Annotated in this window: 18 protein-coding genes and 1 pseudogene; 12 read left to right on the top strand and 7 right to left on the bottom strand. The window is 70.0% G+C overall.

The window, feature by feature from the left end; all coding sequences use genetic code 11:
• Positions 1-75 precede the first annotated feature (75 nt).
• From OHA05_RS07100 to OHA05_RS07120, 5 genes are all read left to right on the top strand, one after another.
• Positions 76-543, top strand: a complete 468-nt coding sequence (locus tag OHA05_RS07100) for a hypothetical protein (protein ID WP_328860089.1) — start codon at positions 76-78, stop codon at positions 541-543.
• Positions 544-878: 335 nt separating this feature from the next.
• Positions 879-1,718, top strand: a complete 840-nt coding sequence (locus tag OHA05_RS07105) for a glycosyltransferase family 2 protein (protein WP_313947239.1) — start codon at positions 879-881, stop codon at positions 1,716-1,718.
• Positions 1,715-2,839, top strand: coding sequence for a glycosyltransferase family 2 protein (locus tag OHA05_RS07110; protein WP_328860090.1), 1,125 nt, complete (start codon positions 1,715-1,717; stop codon positions 2,837-2,839). Before OHA05_RS07105 ends, OHA05_RS07110 begins: the two co-directional genes overlap by 4 nt.
• 20 nt (positions 2,840-2,859) lie before the next feature.
• The gene (locus OHA05_RS07115) at positions 2,860-3,639 is read left to right on the top strand and encodes a polysaccharide deacetylase family protein (protein WP_328863345.1); all 780 of its coding nucleotides are present in this window, start codon (positions 2,860-2,862) and stop codon (positions 3,637-3,639) included.
• An 86-nt stretch (positions 3,640-3,725) separates the two neighbouring features.
• Positions 3,726-4,817 (top strand): DUF5925 domain-containing protein, encoded by a 1,092-nt coding sequence (locus tag OHA05_RS07120; RefSeq protein WP_313947236.1) that lies wholly within the window; start codon positions 3,726-3,728, stop codon positions 4,815-4,817.
• Positions 4,818-5,033: 216 nt separating this feature from the next.
• Here OHA05_RS07120 and OHA05_RS07125 read toward each other — a convergent pair whose 3' ends face one another.
• On the bottom strand, positions 5,034-5,408 hold the full coding sequence (locus OHA05_RS07125) for a GntR family transcriptional regulator (protein WP_328860091.1): 375 nt from the start codon (positions 5,406-5,408) through the stop codon (positions 5,034-5,036).
• A 71-nt stretch (positions 5,409-5,479) separates the two neighbouring features.
• On the opposite strand from OHA05_RS07125, the gene OHA05_RS07130 reads away from it, so the two are divergent.
• Both OHA05_RS07130 and OHA05_RS07135 read left to right on the top strand, forming a co-directional pair.
• Positions 5,480-6,400: a GNAT family N-acetyltransferase gene (locus OHA05_RS07130; RefSeq protein ID WP_313947233.1), complete on the top strand. Its 921-nt coding sequence runs from the start codon at positions 5,480-5,482 to the stop codon at positions 6,398-6,400.
• On the top strand, positions 6,381-6,878 hold the full coding sequence (locus tag OHA05_RS07135; protein ID WP_313947232.1) for a DUF402 domain-containing protein: 498 nt from the start codon (positions 6,381-6,383) through the stop codon (positions 6,876-6,878). The genes OHA05_RS07130 and OHA05_RS07135 overlap by 20 nt, the downstream gene beginning before the upstream one ends.
• 60 nt (positions 6,879-6,938) lie before the next feature.
• On the opposite strand, the gene OHA05_RS07140 is transcribed toward OHA05_RS07135, so the two are convergent.
• Genes OHA05_RS07140 through OHA05_RS07150 form a run of 3 tightly spaced genes read right to left on the bottom strand, consistent with a single transcriptional unit; the run spans position 6,939 to position 9,946 of the window.
• Positions 6,939-8,435: a tripartite tricarboxylate transporter permease gene (locus OHA05_RS07140; protein ID WP_313947231.1), complete on the bottom strand. Its 1,497-nt coding sequence runs from the start codon at positions 8,433-8,435 to the stop codon at positions 6,939-6,941.
• The gene (locus tag OHA05_RS07145) at positions 8,436-8,966 is read right to left on the bottom strand and encodes a tripartite tricarboxylate transporter TctB family protein (protein WP_313947230.1); all 531 of its coding nucleotides are present in this window, start codon (positions 8,964-8,966) and stop codon (positions 8,436-8,438) included.
• Complete coding sequence (locus OHA05_RS07150) at positions 8,963-9,946, bottom strand: Bug family tripartite tricarboxylate transporter substrate binding protein (protein ID WP_313947229.1); 984 nt, start codon at positions 9,944-9,946, stop codon at positions 8,963-8,965. Before OHA05_RS07150 ends, OHA05_RS07145 begins: the two co-directional genes overlap by 4 nt.
• Positions 9,947-10,073: 127 nt before the next feature.
• Between OHA05_RS07150 and OHA05_RS07155 the strand changes: the two genes are divergently transcribed.
• Positions 10,074-10,760, top strand: a complete 687-nt coding sequence (locus OHA05_RS07155; RefSeq protein WP_328863346.1) for a response regulator — start codon at positions 10,074-10,076, stop codon at positions 10,758-10,760.
• Positions 10,761-10,976: 216 nt separating this feature from the next.
• Here the strand turns inward: OHA05_RS07155 and OHA05_RS07160 are convergent, their stop codons facing one another.
• Both OHA05_RS07160 and OHA05_RS07165 read right to left on the bottom strand, forming a co-directional pair.
• Positions 10,977-11,405 carry a pyridoxamine 5'-phosphate oxidase family protein gene (locus tag OHA05_RS07160; RefSeq protein WP_313947228.1) on the bottom strand — a complete coding sequence of 143 codons (429 nt, stop codon included), beginning with the start codon at positions 11,403-11,405 and terminating at the stop codon, positions 10,977-10,979.
• Between the two features lie 233 nt (positions 11,406-11,638).
• Entirely contained in the window at positions 11,639-12,139 is a 501-nt protein-coding gene (locus tag OHA05_RS07165; RefSeq protein WP_313947227.1) for a hypothetical protein, read from the bottom strand.
• 297 nt (positions 12,140-12,436) lie between these two features.
• Between OHA05_RS07165 and OHA05_RS07170 the strand changes: the two genes are divergently transcribed.
• From OHA05_RS07170 to OHA05_RS07185, 4 genes and pseudogenes are all read left to right on the top strand, one after another.
• Positions 12,437-12,823: a DUF6083 domain-containing protein gene (locus OHA05_RS07170; RefSeq protein WP_328860092.1), complete on the top strand. Its 387-nt coding sequence runs from the start codon at positions 12,437-12,439 to the stop codon at positions 12,821-12,823.
• Between the two features lie 267 nt (positions 12,824-13,090).
• Positions 13,091-13,555 carry an SUKH-4 family immunity protein gene (locus OHA05_RS07175; RefSeq protein ID WP_313947225.1) on the top strand — a complete coding sequence of 155 codons (465 nt, stop codon included), beginning with the start codon at positions 13,091-13,093 and terminating at the stop codon, positions 13,553-13,555.
• 75 nt (positions 13,556-13,630) lie between these two features.
• Positions 13,631-13,957, top strand: a pseudogene (locus tag OHA05_RS07180) (helix-turn-helix domain-containing protein); the annotation flags it as partial.
• Positions 13,958-14,290: 333 nt separating this feature from the next.
• Complete coding sequence (locus OHA05_RS07185; RefSeq protein ID WP_313947224.1) at positions 14,291-15,337, top strand: lytic polysaccharide monooxygenase auxiliary activity family 9 protein; 1,047 nt, start codon at positions 14,291-14,293, stop codon at positions 15,335-15,337.
• Positions 15,338-15,381: 44 nt separating this feature from the next.
• Here the strand turns inward: OHA05_RS07185 and OHA05_RS07190 are convergent, their stop codons facing one another.
• Positions 15,382-16,269, bottom strand: a complete 888-nt coding sequence (locus tag OHA05_RS07190) for a lipase family alpha/beta hydrolase (protein WP_313947223.1) — start codon at positions 16,267-16,269, stop codon at positions 15,382-15,384.
• Positions 16,270-16,545 lie beyond the last annotated feature (276 nt).

Here is a 16,545-nt window from a genome sequence, read left to right on the forward strand (position 1 = left end):
GTCTTGACGCCACCAGACGTGCTGGTCAGCATGAGGGCGTCGCATCCGACGCCTGGGGGGGGGGTTGAGTCGGCCATGCAGACCATCAAGAACAAGCCACCACCGGCCGCGTCGGATCTCCTGCCGGTGGCCGCCGGCGCGGCGTTCGCCGTGTCGGGTGTCGGCGTCGTGCTGGCCCTCGCGGGCGTCCAGTCGCCATTGCGCGCGCCGTTCGTGCTCTTCTTCCTCTTCGCGGGGCCCGCCTGCGGGCTGTTCGCCGCACTGTCCGGATTCGACCCCGCCGTCCGTGCGGCCGTCGCCGCCGCCGGAGCCGTCGGCATCGGCCTACTCGCCGCCCTGCCGGCCTCGTCCCTGCACATCCTCGACGTCGGCGGTGGGGTCGTCGCCGTCGCGGTGATCACCGCCCTGCTGTTCCTGTGGGCGCCCGCGCGCCGAATGCGGAATCCGGGGTCCGGCACACCTAGTGATCAATTCCTGAAAGCGATCAAGAAAATTCGATCAGGAAGCGCTGCGTTCTCCATCCGATTCGGGGCCAAAAAGTAAAAAAGCGAGACCGGGGTCCAGGTCTTGCCATACAGTCCTAATCATCAATACCGTCGTACATCCACCCGCAACGGTCCATCACGCAAGCGGCACTAGGGGAGGGCTCAAGCGTCGCGATGGCTTCGAAGCGGGAGGGGCGGTAGGGGGGTGCCGTGCTCGGTTTTCGTGCTCTTAGCCGAGTCGTAATGCCGCGCGGCCAGTTCTGCAACTCACCCAAAGGTACGGAGGGTTATTCGGCATTGGCGGGTGAGAAGTAAACCCCCCTTTCAAACCGGACACTCATCCGGATCGCCCGTGGGGCGGGCGGTCCACCGGTGGAGAGGGAAAACTGCATCATGAGCTCAGTCCTGCACCCGGCCGCTCCGGGGCAAGATCCGTCGGTGAACGAAGTGAGCCGTATATCTGCCGTCTACCGGCCGATCTCGTCCCATCTCGCCATCACACCGCCGGTCAGCGTCGTGATTCCCGCAATGAACGAGGCGGAGAATCTGCCGTACGTCTTCAAGACACTTCCGCACTGGATTCACGAAGTCGTCCTGGTCGACGGCAATTCCAGTGACAACACCGTCGAGGTCGCCCGCGAACTGTGGCCGGACGTCAAGGTCGTCAAACAGGCCGGCAAGGGCAAAGGGGATGCCCTGATCAGCGGATTCGCCGCCTGCACCGGCGACATCATCGTCATGGTCGACGCGGACGGTTCGGCCGACGGAAACGAGATCGTCTCCTATGTCTCGGCGCTCGTCTCGGGAGCCGACTTCGCCAAGGGTTCGCGTTTCGCCAACGGCGGCGGCACCGACGACATGACACCGATCCGCAAGCTCGGCAACCGGATTCTGTGCGCCGTCGTCAACGCCAAGTTCGGGGCGAGATACACCGACCTCTGCTACGGCTACAACGCCTTCTGGAAACACTGCCTCGGCGACATCGACCTCGACTGCACCGGGTTCGAGATCGAGACCCTGATGAACATCCGCGTCGTCAAGGCCGGCCTGCGGGTCCAGGAGGTTCCCAGCCACGAGTACCTGCGCATCCACGGCGTCAGCAATCTGCGCGCCGTCCGGGACGGCCTGCGTGTGCTCAAGGTGATCCTCAAGGAGAAGGGCGCGCGCCGCGCCCAGCGCACCCGCCACGCGGCGGCGCCCGACGTGACGGTCCCCCGGGGAGAGACGTCTTGAGCGACCGCCGGTTCTCGGTGGTGATCTGCGTCTACACCGAGGACCGCTGGGAGGACATCCTCGCGGCCGTCGACTCGGTGCGGACGCAGTCGCTGCCGGCTCTCGAGACGCTGCTCGTGGTGGACCACAATCCCGCCCTGCTCGCCCGGCTCCGGGAGGAGTACAAGGAGTTCGGCGCGCACGGCGGGTCCGCCGCGGAAGGTGAGGAGGTGCGGGTGCTCGCCAACGCGGGCCCCCGCGGCCTCTCCGCGGGCCGCAACACCGGCATCGCCGTGGCCCGCGGTGAGTTCGTCGCCTTCCTCGACGACGACGCCGTGGCCGAGCGCGACTGGCTGCGGTACTTCGCCGAGGGGTACGAAGACCCGCGGGTGATGGCGGTCGGCGGCCGGACCACGGCCGCCTGGGCGTCGGGACGCAGGCCGCGGTGGTTCCCGGAGGAGTTCGACTGGGTCGTCGGCTGCACCTACCGCGGGCTGCCGCCGGGCAAGGTGCGGGTCCGCAATGTGCTGGGCGGCAACGCCTCGTTCCGGCGCAGCGCGTTCGACGCCTCCGGCGGCTTCGCCACCGGCATCGGCCGCGACGGCGACAAACGGCCGCTGGGCTGCGAGGAGACCGAACTGTGCATCCGGCTCGCCGAAGCGCTGCCGGAAGCGGTCCTCCTCATCGACGACCGCGCGGTCATCCACCACAAGGTCCCGGCCGTCCGGGAACGGTTCGCCTACTTCCGTACCCGCTCCTACGCCGAGGGGCTTTCCAAGGCACTGGTGGCCCGGAGTGTGGGCGCGGACAAGGGGCTGGAGTCCGAACGCCGCTACACCACACGGGTTCTGCCCGCGGGAGTGGTGCGCGGACTGAGGGACGCGGTGCTCGGCCGGCCGGGTGGCGCGGGCCGGGCCGGCGCGATCGTCGCCGGTGTCGCCGCGGCTGCCGGCGGCTATGCGGTGGGCAGCGCCCGGGCCCGCCGCGGCGGGGTCACCTTCTCGTCGGGCCCGATCGCGCCCGTGCCGGACGGGTCGCCGGTGCCGGACACTTCGCTCACGTCGTCCGTACCGTCCGAGTCACCCACGTCGTCCGTGTCCACGGCCTCCACGGCCTCCACGGCAGGAGGTCACAGCGGTTGAACCGGCCCGTCCCCATCCTGATGTACCACGCCGTCGCGCACCGACCGTCCGAGGAGACGCTCGGTCTCTCGGTCACCCCTGACGCCTTCGCCGAGCAGCTCGATCTGCTCCACAAGCGCGGGTTCACGCCGGTGACGACGTCGGAGCTGGCCGGTGCCTGGCGGTCGGGCGGCAGCCGTCCGCTGCCGCACCGGCCGGTGCTGATCACCTTCGACGACGGCTACGAGGGCGTGCACCGGCACGCCCTTCCCGTCCTCGCCGGACACGGATTCACCTCGACGCTGTTCGTCTCGACCGGCTGGCTGCGCGGTGAACACAACGAGGGCGGCGCGCTCGACACGATGCTCGACTGGGACCAGGTGCGTGAACTGGCCGCCGCGGGCACGGAGATCGGCGGCCACACCCACACCCATCCCCAGATGGACCAGCTCGACGACGAGCGGCTGCGGTACGAGACCGTCCGCTGCCGCGACATCATCGCCGGTGAACTGGGCGGGCCGCCCGTCTCCTTCGCCTACCCCTACGGCTACTCCAGCCGCCGGGTACGGCGGACGGTCCGGGAGGCGGGCTTCACCCAGTCGCTCGCCGTGGGCAACGCACTCGCCCGCCGCGCCCAGGGCCCGTACGCCCTGGAACGCGTGACCGTACGGCGCAGCACGGACATCGCGGAGTTCGAGCAGTTGATCGAAGGGCGGGCCGTCGCCAGGAACTTCGCCAGGGACCGTGCCCTCACCAAGGGGTACGCCGTCGTGCGCAGGACACGCCGGGCCGTGACACTGCTCCGGGAGGCCCGCACCTGATGCCACCACCGGGCGCGGCCCCACCGGAACGCGCCACCGGTCAAAACACCGTGCGCGGACAGGTCCGGTGACGGATCATGGGCCCCATGTCCGCACAGCCTCAAGACGCACTGCCGATCCGGCTCAACGTCGACGACAGCGATTCGCCGTCGGATGTCGTCGACGCGCTGTTCCTCGGCCGTTTCGCGACGGGCGAGCAGCCGCACTCCCACAGCTCCTCCATCGACCGCGTCAAGTCCGGGGCCACCCTGCTGCCGCCGTCGGCCACCGTGCTGCGCTCGGCCCGCGACGACGACCGCAGTGCCGTGCTCGCCGAGGGCGAGGGCTGGACCCTGCTGGTGTCCCGCTGGAACCGCGGGGCCGATGTCACGGTGACGGCGGTCAGCGAGGAGCTGGCGGAGAAGATCCTCAAGGCGACGACGGACGGCGCGGAGGACGAACCCGAGCCGCAGCCGGAGAACGTGACGATGGGGTTCTGGTACGTCTCCCCGCGGCGCGGCCCGCACCGCACGACCCGCCAGATCGCCGCCGGCACCTGGGAAGAGGTGCGGTCCAACTACACGGCGCCGGTGGCCGACGCGATGGACCGGCTGATGAAGGTGACGCCCGACGACATCGCGGGCCGGCTGCTCCTGCTGCACGGCCCGCCGGGCACGGGCAAGACGTCCGCGCTGCGCACGCTGGCCCGGTCCTGGCGGGACTGGTGCCAGGTCGACTGCGTACTGGACCCGGAGCGGCTGTTCAACGACGTCGGCTATCTGATGGACATCGCGATCGGCGAGGACGACGGCACCGCCAAGGGACGCTGGCGGCTGCTGCTCCTGGAGGACTGCGACGAGCTGATCCGCGGCGAGGCCAAGCACACGGCGGGCCAGGCACTGTCCCGACTGCTCAACCTCACCGACGGGCTGCTCGGACAGGGCCGGAACGTCCTGGTGGGCGTCACGACCAACGAGGACCTGGAGCGCCTCCACCCGGCGGTGGTCCGCCCGGGCCGCTGTCTGGCCCGCATCGAGGTGGGCTCGCTGACCCGCACGGAGGCGGTGAACTGGCTGGGCACGGAGGAGGGCGTGGGCCGCGAGGGCGCGACCCTGGCCGAGCTGTACGCCCTGCGCCGCGGCCACAGCCCGGCGTCGGTCCCGAACCAGCAGGGCGTGGACGCGGGGCTGTACCTCTAGGGACGGCGTCCCGGACCGGCGTCGCGACTGACATCTCGGCCCCGGCCTCCCGACCGGCGTCACGGACCGACCTCGCGGAGATTTCCGGACGCGCCGCCCCGGACCGGCCTCCCGACCGACGTCACGGACCGACGTCACGACCGACGTCACGGACCGACGTCGCGACCGGCCTCCGGACCGGCCTCGCGGAGATTTCCGGGCGCGCCGCCGCGGACCTCAGGTGCCGTACGCCGCGCGCAGCGCGTCCGAGACGGCGGCCTCCGCAGCCGCCCGCGTCAGTCCGAGGCGCCGTGCCTCCGCCGCGTACTCCCCCGCCGCCACGGCGGCCCGCCGCTCGGCGGCGTCCCCCGCAGCCGCCACGAACGTCCCGTTCCGCCCGCGCGTCTCGATCACCCCGTCCCCCTCCAGCGCGCGGTACGCCTTGGCGACCGTGTTCGACGCCAGCCCCAGCTCCTCCGCCAGCCCGCGCACGGTGGGCAGCTTGTACCCGACAGGCAGCCGCCCGGACCGGGCCCGGGCGGAAATCTGCGCGCGCAGTTGTTCGTACGGGGCGGTCGCGGAGTCCGCGTCGATGGCGATCTTCAAGGTCACCCTTCCGATTCTCCCCCACCGGCGGAAATTGGGAGGCGACACGTCCGGGCGCGCGCGTAGCGTCGGCGACCATGACTGTGATCGTCCGTGATTTCCGCCGCGAGGACGCACCCGCTGTGTGCCGGGTGGCGCGTACCGTGCTGCCGTACGAGGTGACGACACCCGAGGCCGTCCTGTTCGACGTGGAGAGGGCCAACCCCGCGAAGCACCACCGGCTGTTGGTCGCCGAGCGGGACGGGGAGATCGTCGGCACGGCTTCGGCGGGCGTGGCGTACGACGCGACGGAGCCGGGGGTGTCGTCCGTCGCGCCCTTGGTCCTGCCCGGGCACCGTCGTCATGGCGTCGGGGGCCTGTTGTTGCGCACCGCCGAGGAGCATCTGGCCGGCGTCGGCGCGGCGACCGCGTACGCCTGGGTGGCCGACGAACCCGCCTCGCGCGCCTTCGCCGAGCACCGCGGCTACCGGCCGTCCCGCTCGGCGCACTTCCAGCGGCTGGACCTGGCGAACGGCACACTGCCGCCCCCGCCCCCGCTGCCGGCGGGCGTCGAGCTGCGTACGGTCGCGGACTTCGCGGCCGACCCGCGGCCGATGTTCCGGGCCGACGCGGAGACCACGTCCGACGAGCCGGGTGACATCTCCGTCGACTTCGACGACTACGACGACTGGCTCAACCACACCTGGCACCATCCGCTGCTCGACCACGAGCTCAGCACGGTCGTGATGGTGGACGGCGAGGTCGCCGCGTTCACCGCCGCCCAGTCGGACGGCGGTACGCGCTATCTCTCCGGCATGACCGGCACGCTGCGCGCCCACCGCGGGCGCGGTTTCGCCAAGCTCGCCAAGTCCGACTCGCTGCGCAGAGCCCGGGCCGCGGGCTACACGGAGGCGTTCACCAGCAACGACGCCGACAACGGACCGATGCTGGCGGTCAACACCTGGTTCGGCTACGAGATCTGTGCGACGGAGGTACGCCATGCCCGCAGCCTCGGTTGAGGTACGGCTCGTCAAGGCGGGCGCCACCAAGATCCGTTACCCGGCGGACCTGATCGCCGACGACGGCACCCATCTCGTGGTCCGCGCGGCCTGGGCGTCCGGCGGAGTGCGTGACTTCGGCTTCGTCCGCTTCGAGCCGGGCGACGTCTTCACCGAGCACTACTGGCGCGACCGGTGGTACGCGGTGAAGGAGGTCCGCACCGGCGACGGCACCTTCAAGGGCTGGTACTGCGATGTGACCAGGCCCGCGCGGCTCGTGGACGGCGAGCTGAGCGTGGAGGACCTGGATCTCGATCTGTGGGTGTCGGCCGACGGATCGGCGATTCTGCGGCTGGACGAGGACGAGTTCGCCGACAGCGGGCTCGCCGGGCGCGATCCCGAGGCCGCCGCGCAGGCGGTCAGGGCGCTCGATGAGCTCGAACTCCTCGCCCGGCAGGGCGCCTTGGCCGAGCTGTCGGCCCGGTACGGCGAGGTGTAGCCGGCGATGCGCCCCGCCCGTCACCGTTGACACGGCCGAGGGCGGGGCGCATCCGTTCCGTCATGCCGCGGTGCGACCGCGTCCGGGGATCACCTTCCTGATCAGCGGCCACGCCAGCAGGATCACGATCACGGCGTACACCGTCACCGAGAACGGCGTGTCGACCAGGCCGCTCACACTGCCGTCGCTGATCTGGAGCGCGCGCCGCAGTTGCTGTTCGGCGGCCGGGCCGAGGATCACACCGATCACCGCCGGCAGCACGGGAAGTCCGTACCTCCGCATCCCGAAGCCGATCAGGCCGATGATCAGCAGGATGACCAGGTCGAGCGCCTCGCCGCCGACCGCGTACGCGCCGACACCGGCGAAGAACAGGATGCCGGCGTACAGGTACGGGCGCGGGATGCGCAGCAGCTTCGCCCACACGGGCGCCAGCGGCAGGTTCAGCGCGAGCAGCAGCACCATGCCGACGAAGAGCGAGGCGATCAGACCCCACACCAGGTCCGGCTCGCGCTCGAAGAGCAACGGGCCGGGCTGGATCCCGTACTGCTGGAACGCGGCCAGCATCACGGCCGCGACCGCGGTGGTCGGCAGACCGAGGGTCAGCATCGACACCAGGGTGCCCGCGGCCGACGCCGAGGCCGCCGACTCGGGCCCCGCGACCCCTTCGATGGCGCCCTTGCCGAACTCCTCCTTGTGCTTGGACAGCCGCTTCTCGGTGACGTACGACAGGAAGGTCGGGATCTCCGCTCCACCGGCCGGGATCGCACCGAACGGGAAGCCGATGACGGGGCCGCGCAGCCATGACTTCCAGGTACGCCGGACGTCCGACCTGCCGAGCCAGGGCCGGCCGACCGGGATGGGTTCGCCGCTGCTGCGGCGCAGATGGGCGGCGACCCACAGGGCCTCGCCGATGGCGAAGAGTCCGACGGCGACGATGACGACGTCGATGCCGTCGGCGAGTTGCAGCGAGCCGAAGGTGAGCCGCTGCTGTCCGGTCATCTGGTCCAGGCCGACGAGTCCGAGCGTGAGGCCGATCAGCAGCGAGGCCAGACCGCGGATGCGGGAGGAGCCGAGGACGGACGTGACCGCGATGAACGCCAGCACCATGATGGCGAAGTAGTCGGGTGCGCCGATGTCCACCGCGAGTTCGGCGACGGTCGGCGCGAGCACGACGAGCAGGATGGTGCCGATCATGCCGCCGGCGAAGTGGCCGACGGCCGCGGCCGCCAGCGCCTGTGCTCCGCGGCCCGCCTTGGCCATCGGATTGCCTTCGATGGCGGCGACGACGGCGGCGCTCTCGCCGGGGGTGTTCAGCAGGATCGAGGTGGTGGAGCCGCCGAACATCGCGCCGTAGTAGATGCCCGCGAACATGATGAACGCACCGGTGGGCTCGAGCCCGTATGTCACCGGCAGCAGCAGGGCCACGGCCATGGCCGGTCCGATGCCGGGCAGCACCCCGATCGCGGTGCCGAGCAGCACGCCTATCGCGGCCCACAGCAGATTGATCGGGGTCAGCGCGGTGCCGAAGCCGTCGATGAGGGAGTTGAGGGAGTCCATCTACAGCACCTCCATCAGCGGACCGCCCGGCAGCGGGACACCGAGCATGTTGTTGAACACGATGTACGTGAGGAGGGAGAGGACAGCGGCGATCAGCGGGTCGCGGTCGAGGTGCCTGCTGCCGAGGGCGAAGGCGGCGCCCCAGAACAGCAGTGCTCCGGCTATGGGGAAGCCGACCGGCCCGATGAGCACGGCGAAGGCCAGGAAGACTCCGGCCAGCAGCAGTACCGTGCGCCAGTCGCTCGGTTCGGACAGATCGATGTCCTCGCCGCCCTCCGCCTCCCCGCGTCCGCCGCGCAGGACGTCGACGGTGAGCAGTACGGCGACGAGCACCAGGCCGATGCCGACGACGAGCGGCACGGTCCTGGGTCCGACGGGCCCGCGCTGGGCGATGTCGACGTCCATGGTCAGCGCGTCGGTGAGGACGAGCACACCGATGGCCAGCAGCAGGACGCCGACGCCCAGTTCGGAGTGATCGCGCAGCCAGGAGCGGCGGGGCCCCGGTGCCTCTGTGGTGTCCGTGGTGGTCACAGTCCCAGCTCCTTCAGCACCGAGTCGACGCTCTTGTCCTGCGCGTCGAGGAAGTCGCCGAACTTCTCCCCGGCGAGGAACGCGTCGTCCCAGCCGTTCTTCTTCATCGACTCCTTCCACTGCTCGGAGTCGTGGAGTTCGCTGATCAGGGCGACGAGCTTGTCGCGCTCGGCGTCGGAGAGGCCGGGCGGGGCGACGATGCCGCGCCAGTTGGTGAACTCCGTGTCCAGCCCGGCCTCACGCAACGTGGGCGCATCGAGTCCGGGTACCCGTTTCGGGCCGGTGACGGCGAGCAGCCGCAGCTCACCGGCCTTGATCTGGTCGAGGTACTCCCCGACGCCCGAGACACCGAAGGCGACCTTGTTGCCGAGGATCGAGGCGAGCAGTTCGCCGCCGCCGTCGAAGGGGACGTAGTTGACGGTCCGGGGCGCGATCCCCGCCGCCTGCGCCATCAGCATCGGCGCGAGATGGTCGGGCCCGCCGGGTGACGAACCGCCGCCGACCGGCAGTTTGCCCGGGTTCTTCTTCCAGGCGGCGAGCAGGTCCCCGATCGTCTTGTACGGCGAGTCCTTGGAGACCACGACGATGTCGGGCTCCTCGGTGAGCCGGGCGATCGGGGTGGTGTCGGCGAGCGTCTTGGGCGATTTGTTGGTGTGGACGGCACCGACGACGCCCAGTCCCATGGACATGGCGAGCCTGCCGTTGCCGCGTTCGCCGACGAGCCGGGTCAGTCCGACCGTGCCGCCCGCGCCGGGCAGGTTGAACACCTCGACGTTGTGGGTGAGTTCGGCGTCCTCGGCGTTCTTGGCCGCCGTACGGGCCGTGATGTCGTAGCCGCCGCCGGGTGTGTTCGGGACCATGAAGCGCAGGCCCGGGATCTGGGTACCGGTGTCGGAACCCTTCCCCGCGGAGAGCAGCGGCGGCCCCACGAGCACCAGCAACGCTGCCCCGAGCAGGGCGAGGGGAGTGCGCAATCGCACGGGAGCCGCCTCTCGGTGGTGGGAGTGTGAAGTGGCCCACATGTTGCCTGCGCGTTGAGAAGCTGTCTCCCTTCCGCAATCAACGGACGTTGTGGTCCTTGTGGTCACGTCCTACCGTGACGGCGTGATGAACGTGCTGGTGGTGGACGACGACTTCATGGTCGCCAAGCTGCACAGCCGCTATGTGTCCGCGACGGAAGGTTTCAGGGTCGTCGGTGTGGCCCACAGCGGCGCCGAAGCGCTGCGCGCGGCCGAGCGTCTGCGGCCCGAGCTCGTGCTCCTCGACATCTATCTGCCCGACATGGACGGGATCAGCGTGCTGCGCGAGCTGCGGGCGGCCGAGGAGCGCGACGAGACGCGGGGAAGCGTGGACGCGCTGTTCATCACGGCCGCCCGGGACGCCGGCCTGGTGCGGGCGGCGCTGCGCGCGGGGGCGCTGCACTATCTGATCAAGCCGTTCAACCAGGCGGCACTGCAGGAGCAGCTGCGACACGTGGCATCGCTGCGGTCCCGCTTCGACCGGCTGGGCGAGGCGCGGCAGGAGGACGTCGACCAGATCTTCGGCACCCGGCCGCCGGGTTCGCGCGAACTGCCCAAAGGACTGGCCCCGCACACGGCCGAACTGGTGGAGCGGATCCTGCGGGAGCACGCGGGCGATCTGTCGGCGTCCGAGTGCGCGGAGGCGGGCTCGCTGTCCCGGGTGAGCGCGCGCCGGTACCTGGAGTACTTCGCCGCGGTCGGCCGGGCGGAGGTCACGCTGCGCTACGGCGGCACGGGCCGGCCGGAGCGACGGTACCGCCTGACGGGGGGCTGAGGCGGTGGCGGCGGAGGGGCTTGGGGGGCGGCTTAGGGCGGGACCGCCTGGACGCGGCTGAGGCCGGGGGCCCGGACCGTGTGCCGGTCGCCCGCCCGGACAACACGGGGGCCTCGCCCGCCCGGACTCTGGCGCGGGGGCCTCGCCCGCCCGGACCGTGCGCGCCCGGGCAGGCGGTCCCGCCGGCGGGGACCCGAGGGCCCTCCGCCCGGTCCGTCAGAGTGAGCCGAGGTCCGAGCTGACCCAGCGCTGCGGCTGCATATGGATGACCACCTGCTCGCCGTGGCTCTTCCAGGCCATGTCGACGTAGGCGTCGACCTTGTCGGCCGGCAGATAGCGTGCCGAGATCTCCTGAAGAAGCTCTCGGGTGGCGGGGATCGTCTCGGTGACGGGCCCTTCGACGGAGACGTACCGGATGGTGGGCTCCAAGCGGTCGATCATCAGGCAGAACCGCCCTGCCTGCGCGATGGCCCGCCCTTTCCGGGAGTCGCGCCCCGTCATGATCCAGATGTCACCACCGGGCGCGTACTGATACCAGATCGGCACGGTCAGCGGCGCTCGCTCCTTCTCCCCCTCGTCCACGGCCAGCGCCGCGACATGGGGCTCGGCGAGGAACTGCTCACGCTCTTCACGGCTCAAGGCCACGGACGGCTCCTTTGCTCGGCGTCTACTCCTGCGGCCCGAGCCTAAAACGCCGGGACGGCCGGAGGGGTGGCACGCGCGGGGGTGTCGGGCGCGGGGAGCGGGTTGTCCGGATCGCCGCGTACGCGGTGGGCGGGCGGCCGGAATGCTTCGGGGTGACGGACCATCGGCATGGCCTGTGCCCAGCGCGCGACGTCACCCGATGGACGCGCCTCATGGGGTTGTGGCGTGTTTCGTCAGATGTAGGTCCAACGCCATGCGTTTGAGCTGTAGGTGCACTTGATCTTCGTGCCGCTCGCGTTGGTGGTGACGGCTCCGTGGTCGCTGTTCCGGCAGAACTGTCCTGCCGAGTAGCAATTCCCCGCGTTGGAGACGATCGTGCACGTGCCGGTGCTGTCCTGACTGTTGCTGTTGCTGCTGTTGCTGCCCGTGTCGGCGGCCCTGGCGGTAGCGGTCTTGGTGACGGTGACGGCGGGGGCGGGCTTCGCCTTGGCTCTGACGGTCTCGGTGACGGTCGGGCCGGGTTCGGGCGTGGCTGTGACAGTCGCGGTGATCGTCGTCGCGGGCTTGACCTTGGCCCCGACGGGCTTTTGCCCGTCGTCCCCCGTGGAACCGATGAGCGCGCCCGCGACGAGCAGGGCCGAGCCGCCGATCCAGACGACAACTCGCTTGTGGAGCGGGCGGGTGCCCGGCGGGCGCGGTGTCGGCGGTATGGGAGCGGTGTACGGGTTGGCCATCTCATCCCCCTGCGGCGTTTCGGGTGGAGTGACCGTAGTGCCCCGCAGAGCAACATGTGAAGAATACGTGGAAGTAGTGGCCATCCCGTGACCATCCCCCGGTCGGTGCTCCGTATCGGGTCGCGATCCAGGTGCCACGGACCTCGACGGCGTGCTTCTCGGCCTGGCCGTCCGTGTCCTCCGGTTGCACCGTGCACCTGTCGGTGCGTCTCACGTCCCGGTGGCGTCGCCTGGTCACGTGCCTCCCGTCCGATTCGCACTCTTCGCATGTGCCTGATGTCTGCGGACGCTGGCTCCATGGGGGTTTCTGACGAGCGGGCACGGCGTATTGCCGGCGGGAAGTTCCGGTGCTCGTCCTGCGGGCTACCGCAGGATCGCGTGCCGACCTTGGAGCAGGACTGGGTGCTGCTGGAGCCGGAGTTGACGGTGTTGGCGCATCGGGTGCCGGCTGAGCATCGGTGGATCGTGCTGCCTGATGGACGGGTGACCGTGTACGGGGTGTGTCCGCCCGATCCATTCCAGCGCTGCCGGATCGAGCACCGTCTGGCCTGCGCTGCTCAGTCGCTGCCCGACCTGTGGCCATGGTTGACGATGGTGCGTGTTGAGAATGGGCGGAAGGCAGAGCGGCAGGAGTCCGAGGAGTCGACGCGACTGCGGCAAGTCGAGTTGCCTGACGCCGGATAGGCGGCGATGCCGTAACGGCGCTCCAAGAGGAGCCGGCCCGGAGACAGTCCTCAACCTCGCGCTGGCGCTCGCTAAGGGCTGTCCGACAAAAGGTGGTCCTGCCTTGGCCTGAGACCGGCTCGGTCTCGGTAGGGTCAGGACCGCAGCCGATGGAAGAGGATCGTTCGATGGCGACGTACGACCGGCTGACCGAGTGGGCCGGTCCGGGTCGTGTCGCGCGAGTCGGACGGGACATCGTGGCCGGCTGGCGGATCCATCCCCGAGTCCATGAAGACGCAGCTCGTCGAGGTGGGCATCCCGGTGGCTCCGCGCCTCATCGAGCGGGTCGTGATGCAGAGCGAGGCCGATCCGGTCCTGCGCACGTCGCGTGGTCCGCTCTACCGCCTCACGGAGGACACCGACCCCCATACGCCGGTTGAGCGGTCGTGGTTCGGTGTTGAGCCGGAGACCGGAGCGGTCTACTTCGTCATGCCGGACGGGGAGGCATGGTTCGCAAACTCGGGTGTCGCTGTGTGGCTCGACGTCCTTCACTGTTACGGCAGTCGCGTCACCGTCTCAGAGCTTCTCAGCGAGCCGGACGGACCCGAGGAGCACTTTTCCGAAGAGGAGGAAGAGCGAGCTTTCGCCGAGCTGCACCGGCTGGCCGAGGAGCTGAGGGAGATCGACCCGGCGGCCTTCAACGGCTACGAGGGGTTTCTCTGGCCAGAGCTTTTGGACCGCTGGCTGTACTGACCTCGGGCCGGGCAGAGTCACGGGCTGCAAGTCCCTGGGCGTGCGGAGCCACGGGGATGATCTTCACGTGGGGCTGTGATCACGGCGTCGGAGCCGTCATGGATTGCGCCGTACTCCGGGCTGAGTCCGAAGCAGTTCGGGAGGCTGATCACCGTGCCGCGACGCGGAGGTCCGCCCCTTGTCTGCAGGGGCCGTCTCTGCCGCTGGAGGACGGGGCGTTGCTGGTTGCGGCGTACTGGCGGACGAACCTGACCTTGCGGGAGCGGCCCCTTGTTCGGGCTCTCGAAGTCGGCCCCGGGCCGGATCGTGAGCCAACTCAGGCCCTCGCTCGCGCTGCGGCTGCGGAGCCGCTTCCGTAGAGACACGATGCTGATCGTGGACGGCACCCTTGCCGACACGAGACCACGGCCCATGGGGAGCCAAACAGGGAGCCAAACGCAGCAGCACAAGGTGGACCTGCGCCGGACGACCACGGACGGCCCAGCGATGAACCTCGTGGTCAGACGTGCGCTCTCCGCAGCCTTCCTCAGCCCCTCCTTACCGCCTCCTTAAAGCGACCATAAGGATCCCCTCCATCCCCTCCCAGCAGGCGATTTCGGCTCGTCGAAGGGCTAGCTTGCTGATCGCCGGGGCTGGTTCGGACTGTCGGTGCCGCTGAGCCACGGGGGGTTGTGCCGCCCGTCCGGGCCCGCCCTGGGATCCCCCCCATGTGTCCGTCTTGAGGAGAACGCCACCATGACCGCTCGCCGTAAGGTCACCACGCTCGCCGCACTCGGCGTCGCGCCGATCGTGATCGCCGGGCTTTCCGCCGCTCCGGCCTTCGCCCACGGCTCGATGACGGACCCGGTCAGCCGGGTGTCCGCCTGCTTCGCCGAGGGGCCGGAGAGTCCGGTCTCCGCGGCGTGCAAGGCTGCGGTCGCGGCCGGCGGTACGCAGCCCCTGTACGACTGGAACGAGGTCAACATCGCCAACGCCGCGGGCAATCACCAGCAGGTGATCCCGGACGGCAAGCTGTGCAGCGCGGGCCGCGACAAGTACAAGGGGCTCGATCTGCCCCGCGGTGACTGGCCTTCCAGCAAGATGTCGGCCGGCAACCGCACCTTCCACTACAAGGCGACCGCGCCCCACAAGGGTTCCTTCGAGCTGTACCTGACCAAGGACGGGTACGACCCGACGAAGCCGCTGAAGTGGTCGGACCTGGAGGCCAAGCCGTTCGCGAAGGTCACCGACCCGAAGCTGGTCAACGGTGAGTACGTCTTCGACGGTGTCGTCCCGAACAAGTCCGGCCGCCACCTCGTCTACTCCATCTGGCAGCGTTCGGACTCCCCCGAGGCCTTCTACACCTGTTCCGACGTGGTGTTCGGGCAGGACAACGGCGGCGCCGGCAGCGCCCCGACCGCCGCTGCGCCCTCCGAGGAGGAGATAGCCGACGGTGCCGACAAGTCGACCGTGGACCACAACGGTCACGGCGGCGACGGGCACGACGAGGCGGGCAAGGGCTCCGAGCAGACCGGCACGGAAGCGCCCGGCGAGGAGGCCGGCGAAAAGCCCGCGGGCCAGGCCGCCGGCGAGGAGGCCGAGCAGGCCGGGGACAACGCCCCCGAGCCGAACAGCGCCGCTGCCCCGGGCACCTCGGGCAGCGAGAACCTCGCCGAGACCGGTGGTGACAGCAGCACCCCGTACATCGCTATCGGGGGCGCCGCCGCCCTCGCTCTCGGTGCGGCCGCACTGTTCGGCACGGCCCGGCGCAGGGCGACGGCAGGCGGCCGTCACGGCCGCTGAGCATCCCTCGCCGGGTGGCGAAACTGCGCGTCCGTTCTTCGGTGTCAGCTGAAGACGGACGCGCAGGTCGTGCGTCGGGCGTTCGCCGGGTCAAGGGCGTTGGCCACCTCGTGGTACGCGATCCGGTCGAACAGCCCGATGGCGAGATGCTCCGACAGGTTCACCGGACACAGGTCCTGGACCAGGACGTTCTTGACGCCCGGGCCGTCCAGGTACTGCGAGCGGTAGGGCGTGACCACCTGGTCGTAGCGGGTGGAGATGACGGTGTAACGCACGCCGGGCACGGTGTCGCCGCCCGCGTTGAGTTTGGTCAGGAAGGCGGAGCCGACGATCTGGTCGGCGAGCCCCGGGGTGGCGGAGCTGAGCAGGTCCTCGGCTCCGGGGAAGTACGGCAGGAGCGCGGTGAGGCCGGACAGCGTGGTGCCGTGGTTGTCGGGCGCCAGGCCGATGAGGGCGTTCACCTTGTCGGCGCCGCCGAGGAACTTGAGGTAGTAGCGCGGCATCATGCCGCCCTGGGAGTGGCCGACGAGGTCCGCCTCGGCCGCGCCGGTCGCGGCGAGCACCTTGTCGACATAGGTGTCGAGTTGCTCCGCGGACTTGTCGATGGGGCCGAGGCCGTGGAAGAAGGGCACGCCGGGGAGCTGCCCGTAGTCGAGTGAGAAGACGCAGTAGCCGCGCTTGACCAGGTACGGAGCGAGGCTGAGCCAGTTGTCGATCGAGTTCCCGAAGGTTCCGTGGACGAGAACGACGGGGCGGGGATGGGTGGCGGAGGGCTTGCAGCTGTAGTTGTTCCAACCGCTGTGGGGTGCCGATGCGGTGGCGGTGTCGGCGGTGGCCGAATCGGCGTGGGCGGCGGCTGCGGGAGTCAGGCTGACGGCGGCGGCCAGCAGCAGGGCGGCAAGGGGTCTCAGTGCACGTTTCCAGGGCAGCATCGGGCAATCTCCTTGCGGCTCAAGGGAGTAGCGATGGCTGGATTTGTGGTGCCCACGACAAAACTACGCACGAGTAACCGCGACTGGGAAGTTACGCGTCGGTAAAAACTGAACTTGTGTCAATAAGCGATCTCCGCCGGTCAGCGGCGGCACACGGCACAGCGGACGGGCGCGGCGGTGGTACACCATCCGCTCCGGTGGCAGGTTTGAGTCCGGGCCGGGACCGGGGCCAGGGGGTTCGGGTGCCAGGAGGTCAGGGGCCCGGGGCCGGCGGGT

It is taken from the genome of Streptomyces sp. NBC_00306 (assembly GCF_036169555.1).
In the GTDB taxonomy this organism is placed as follows: Bacteria; Actinomycetota; Actinomycetes; order Streptomycetales; family Streptomycetaceae; genus Streptomyces; species Streptomyces achmelvichensis.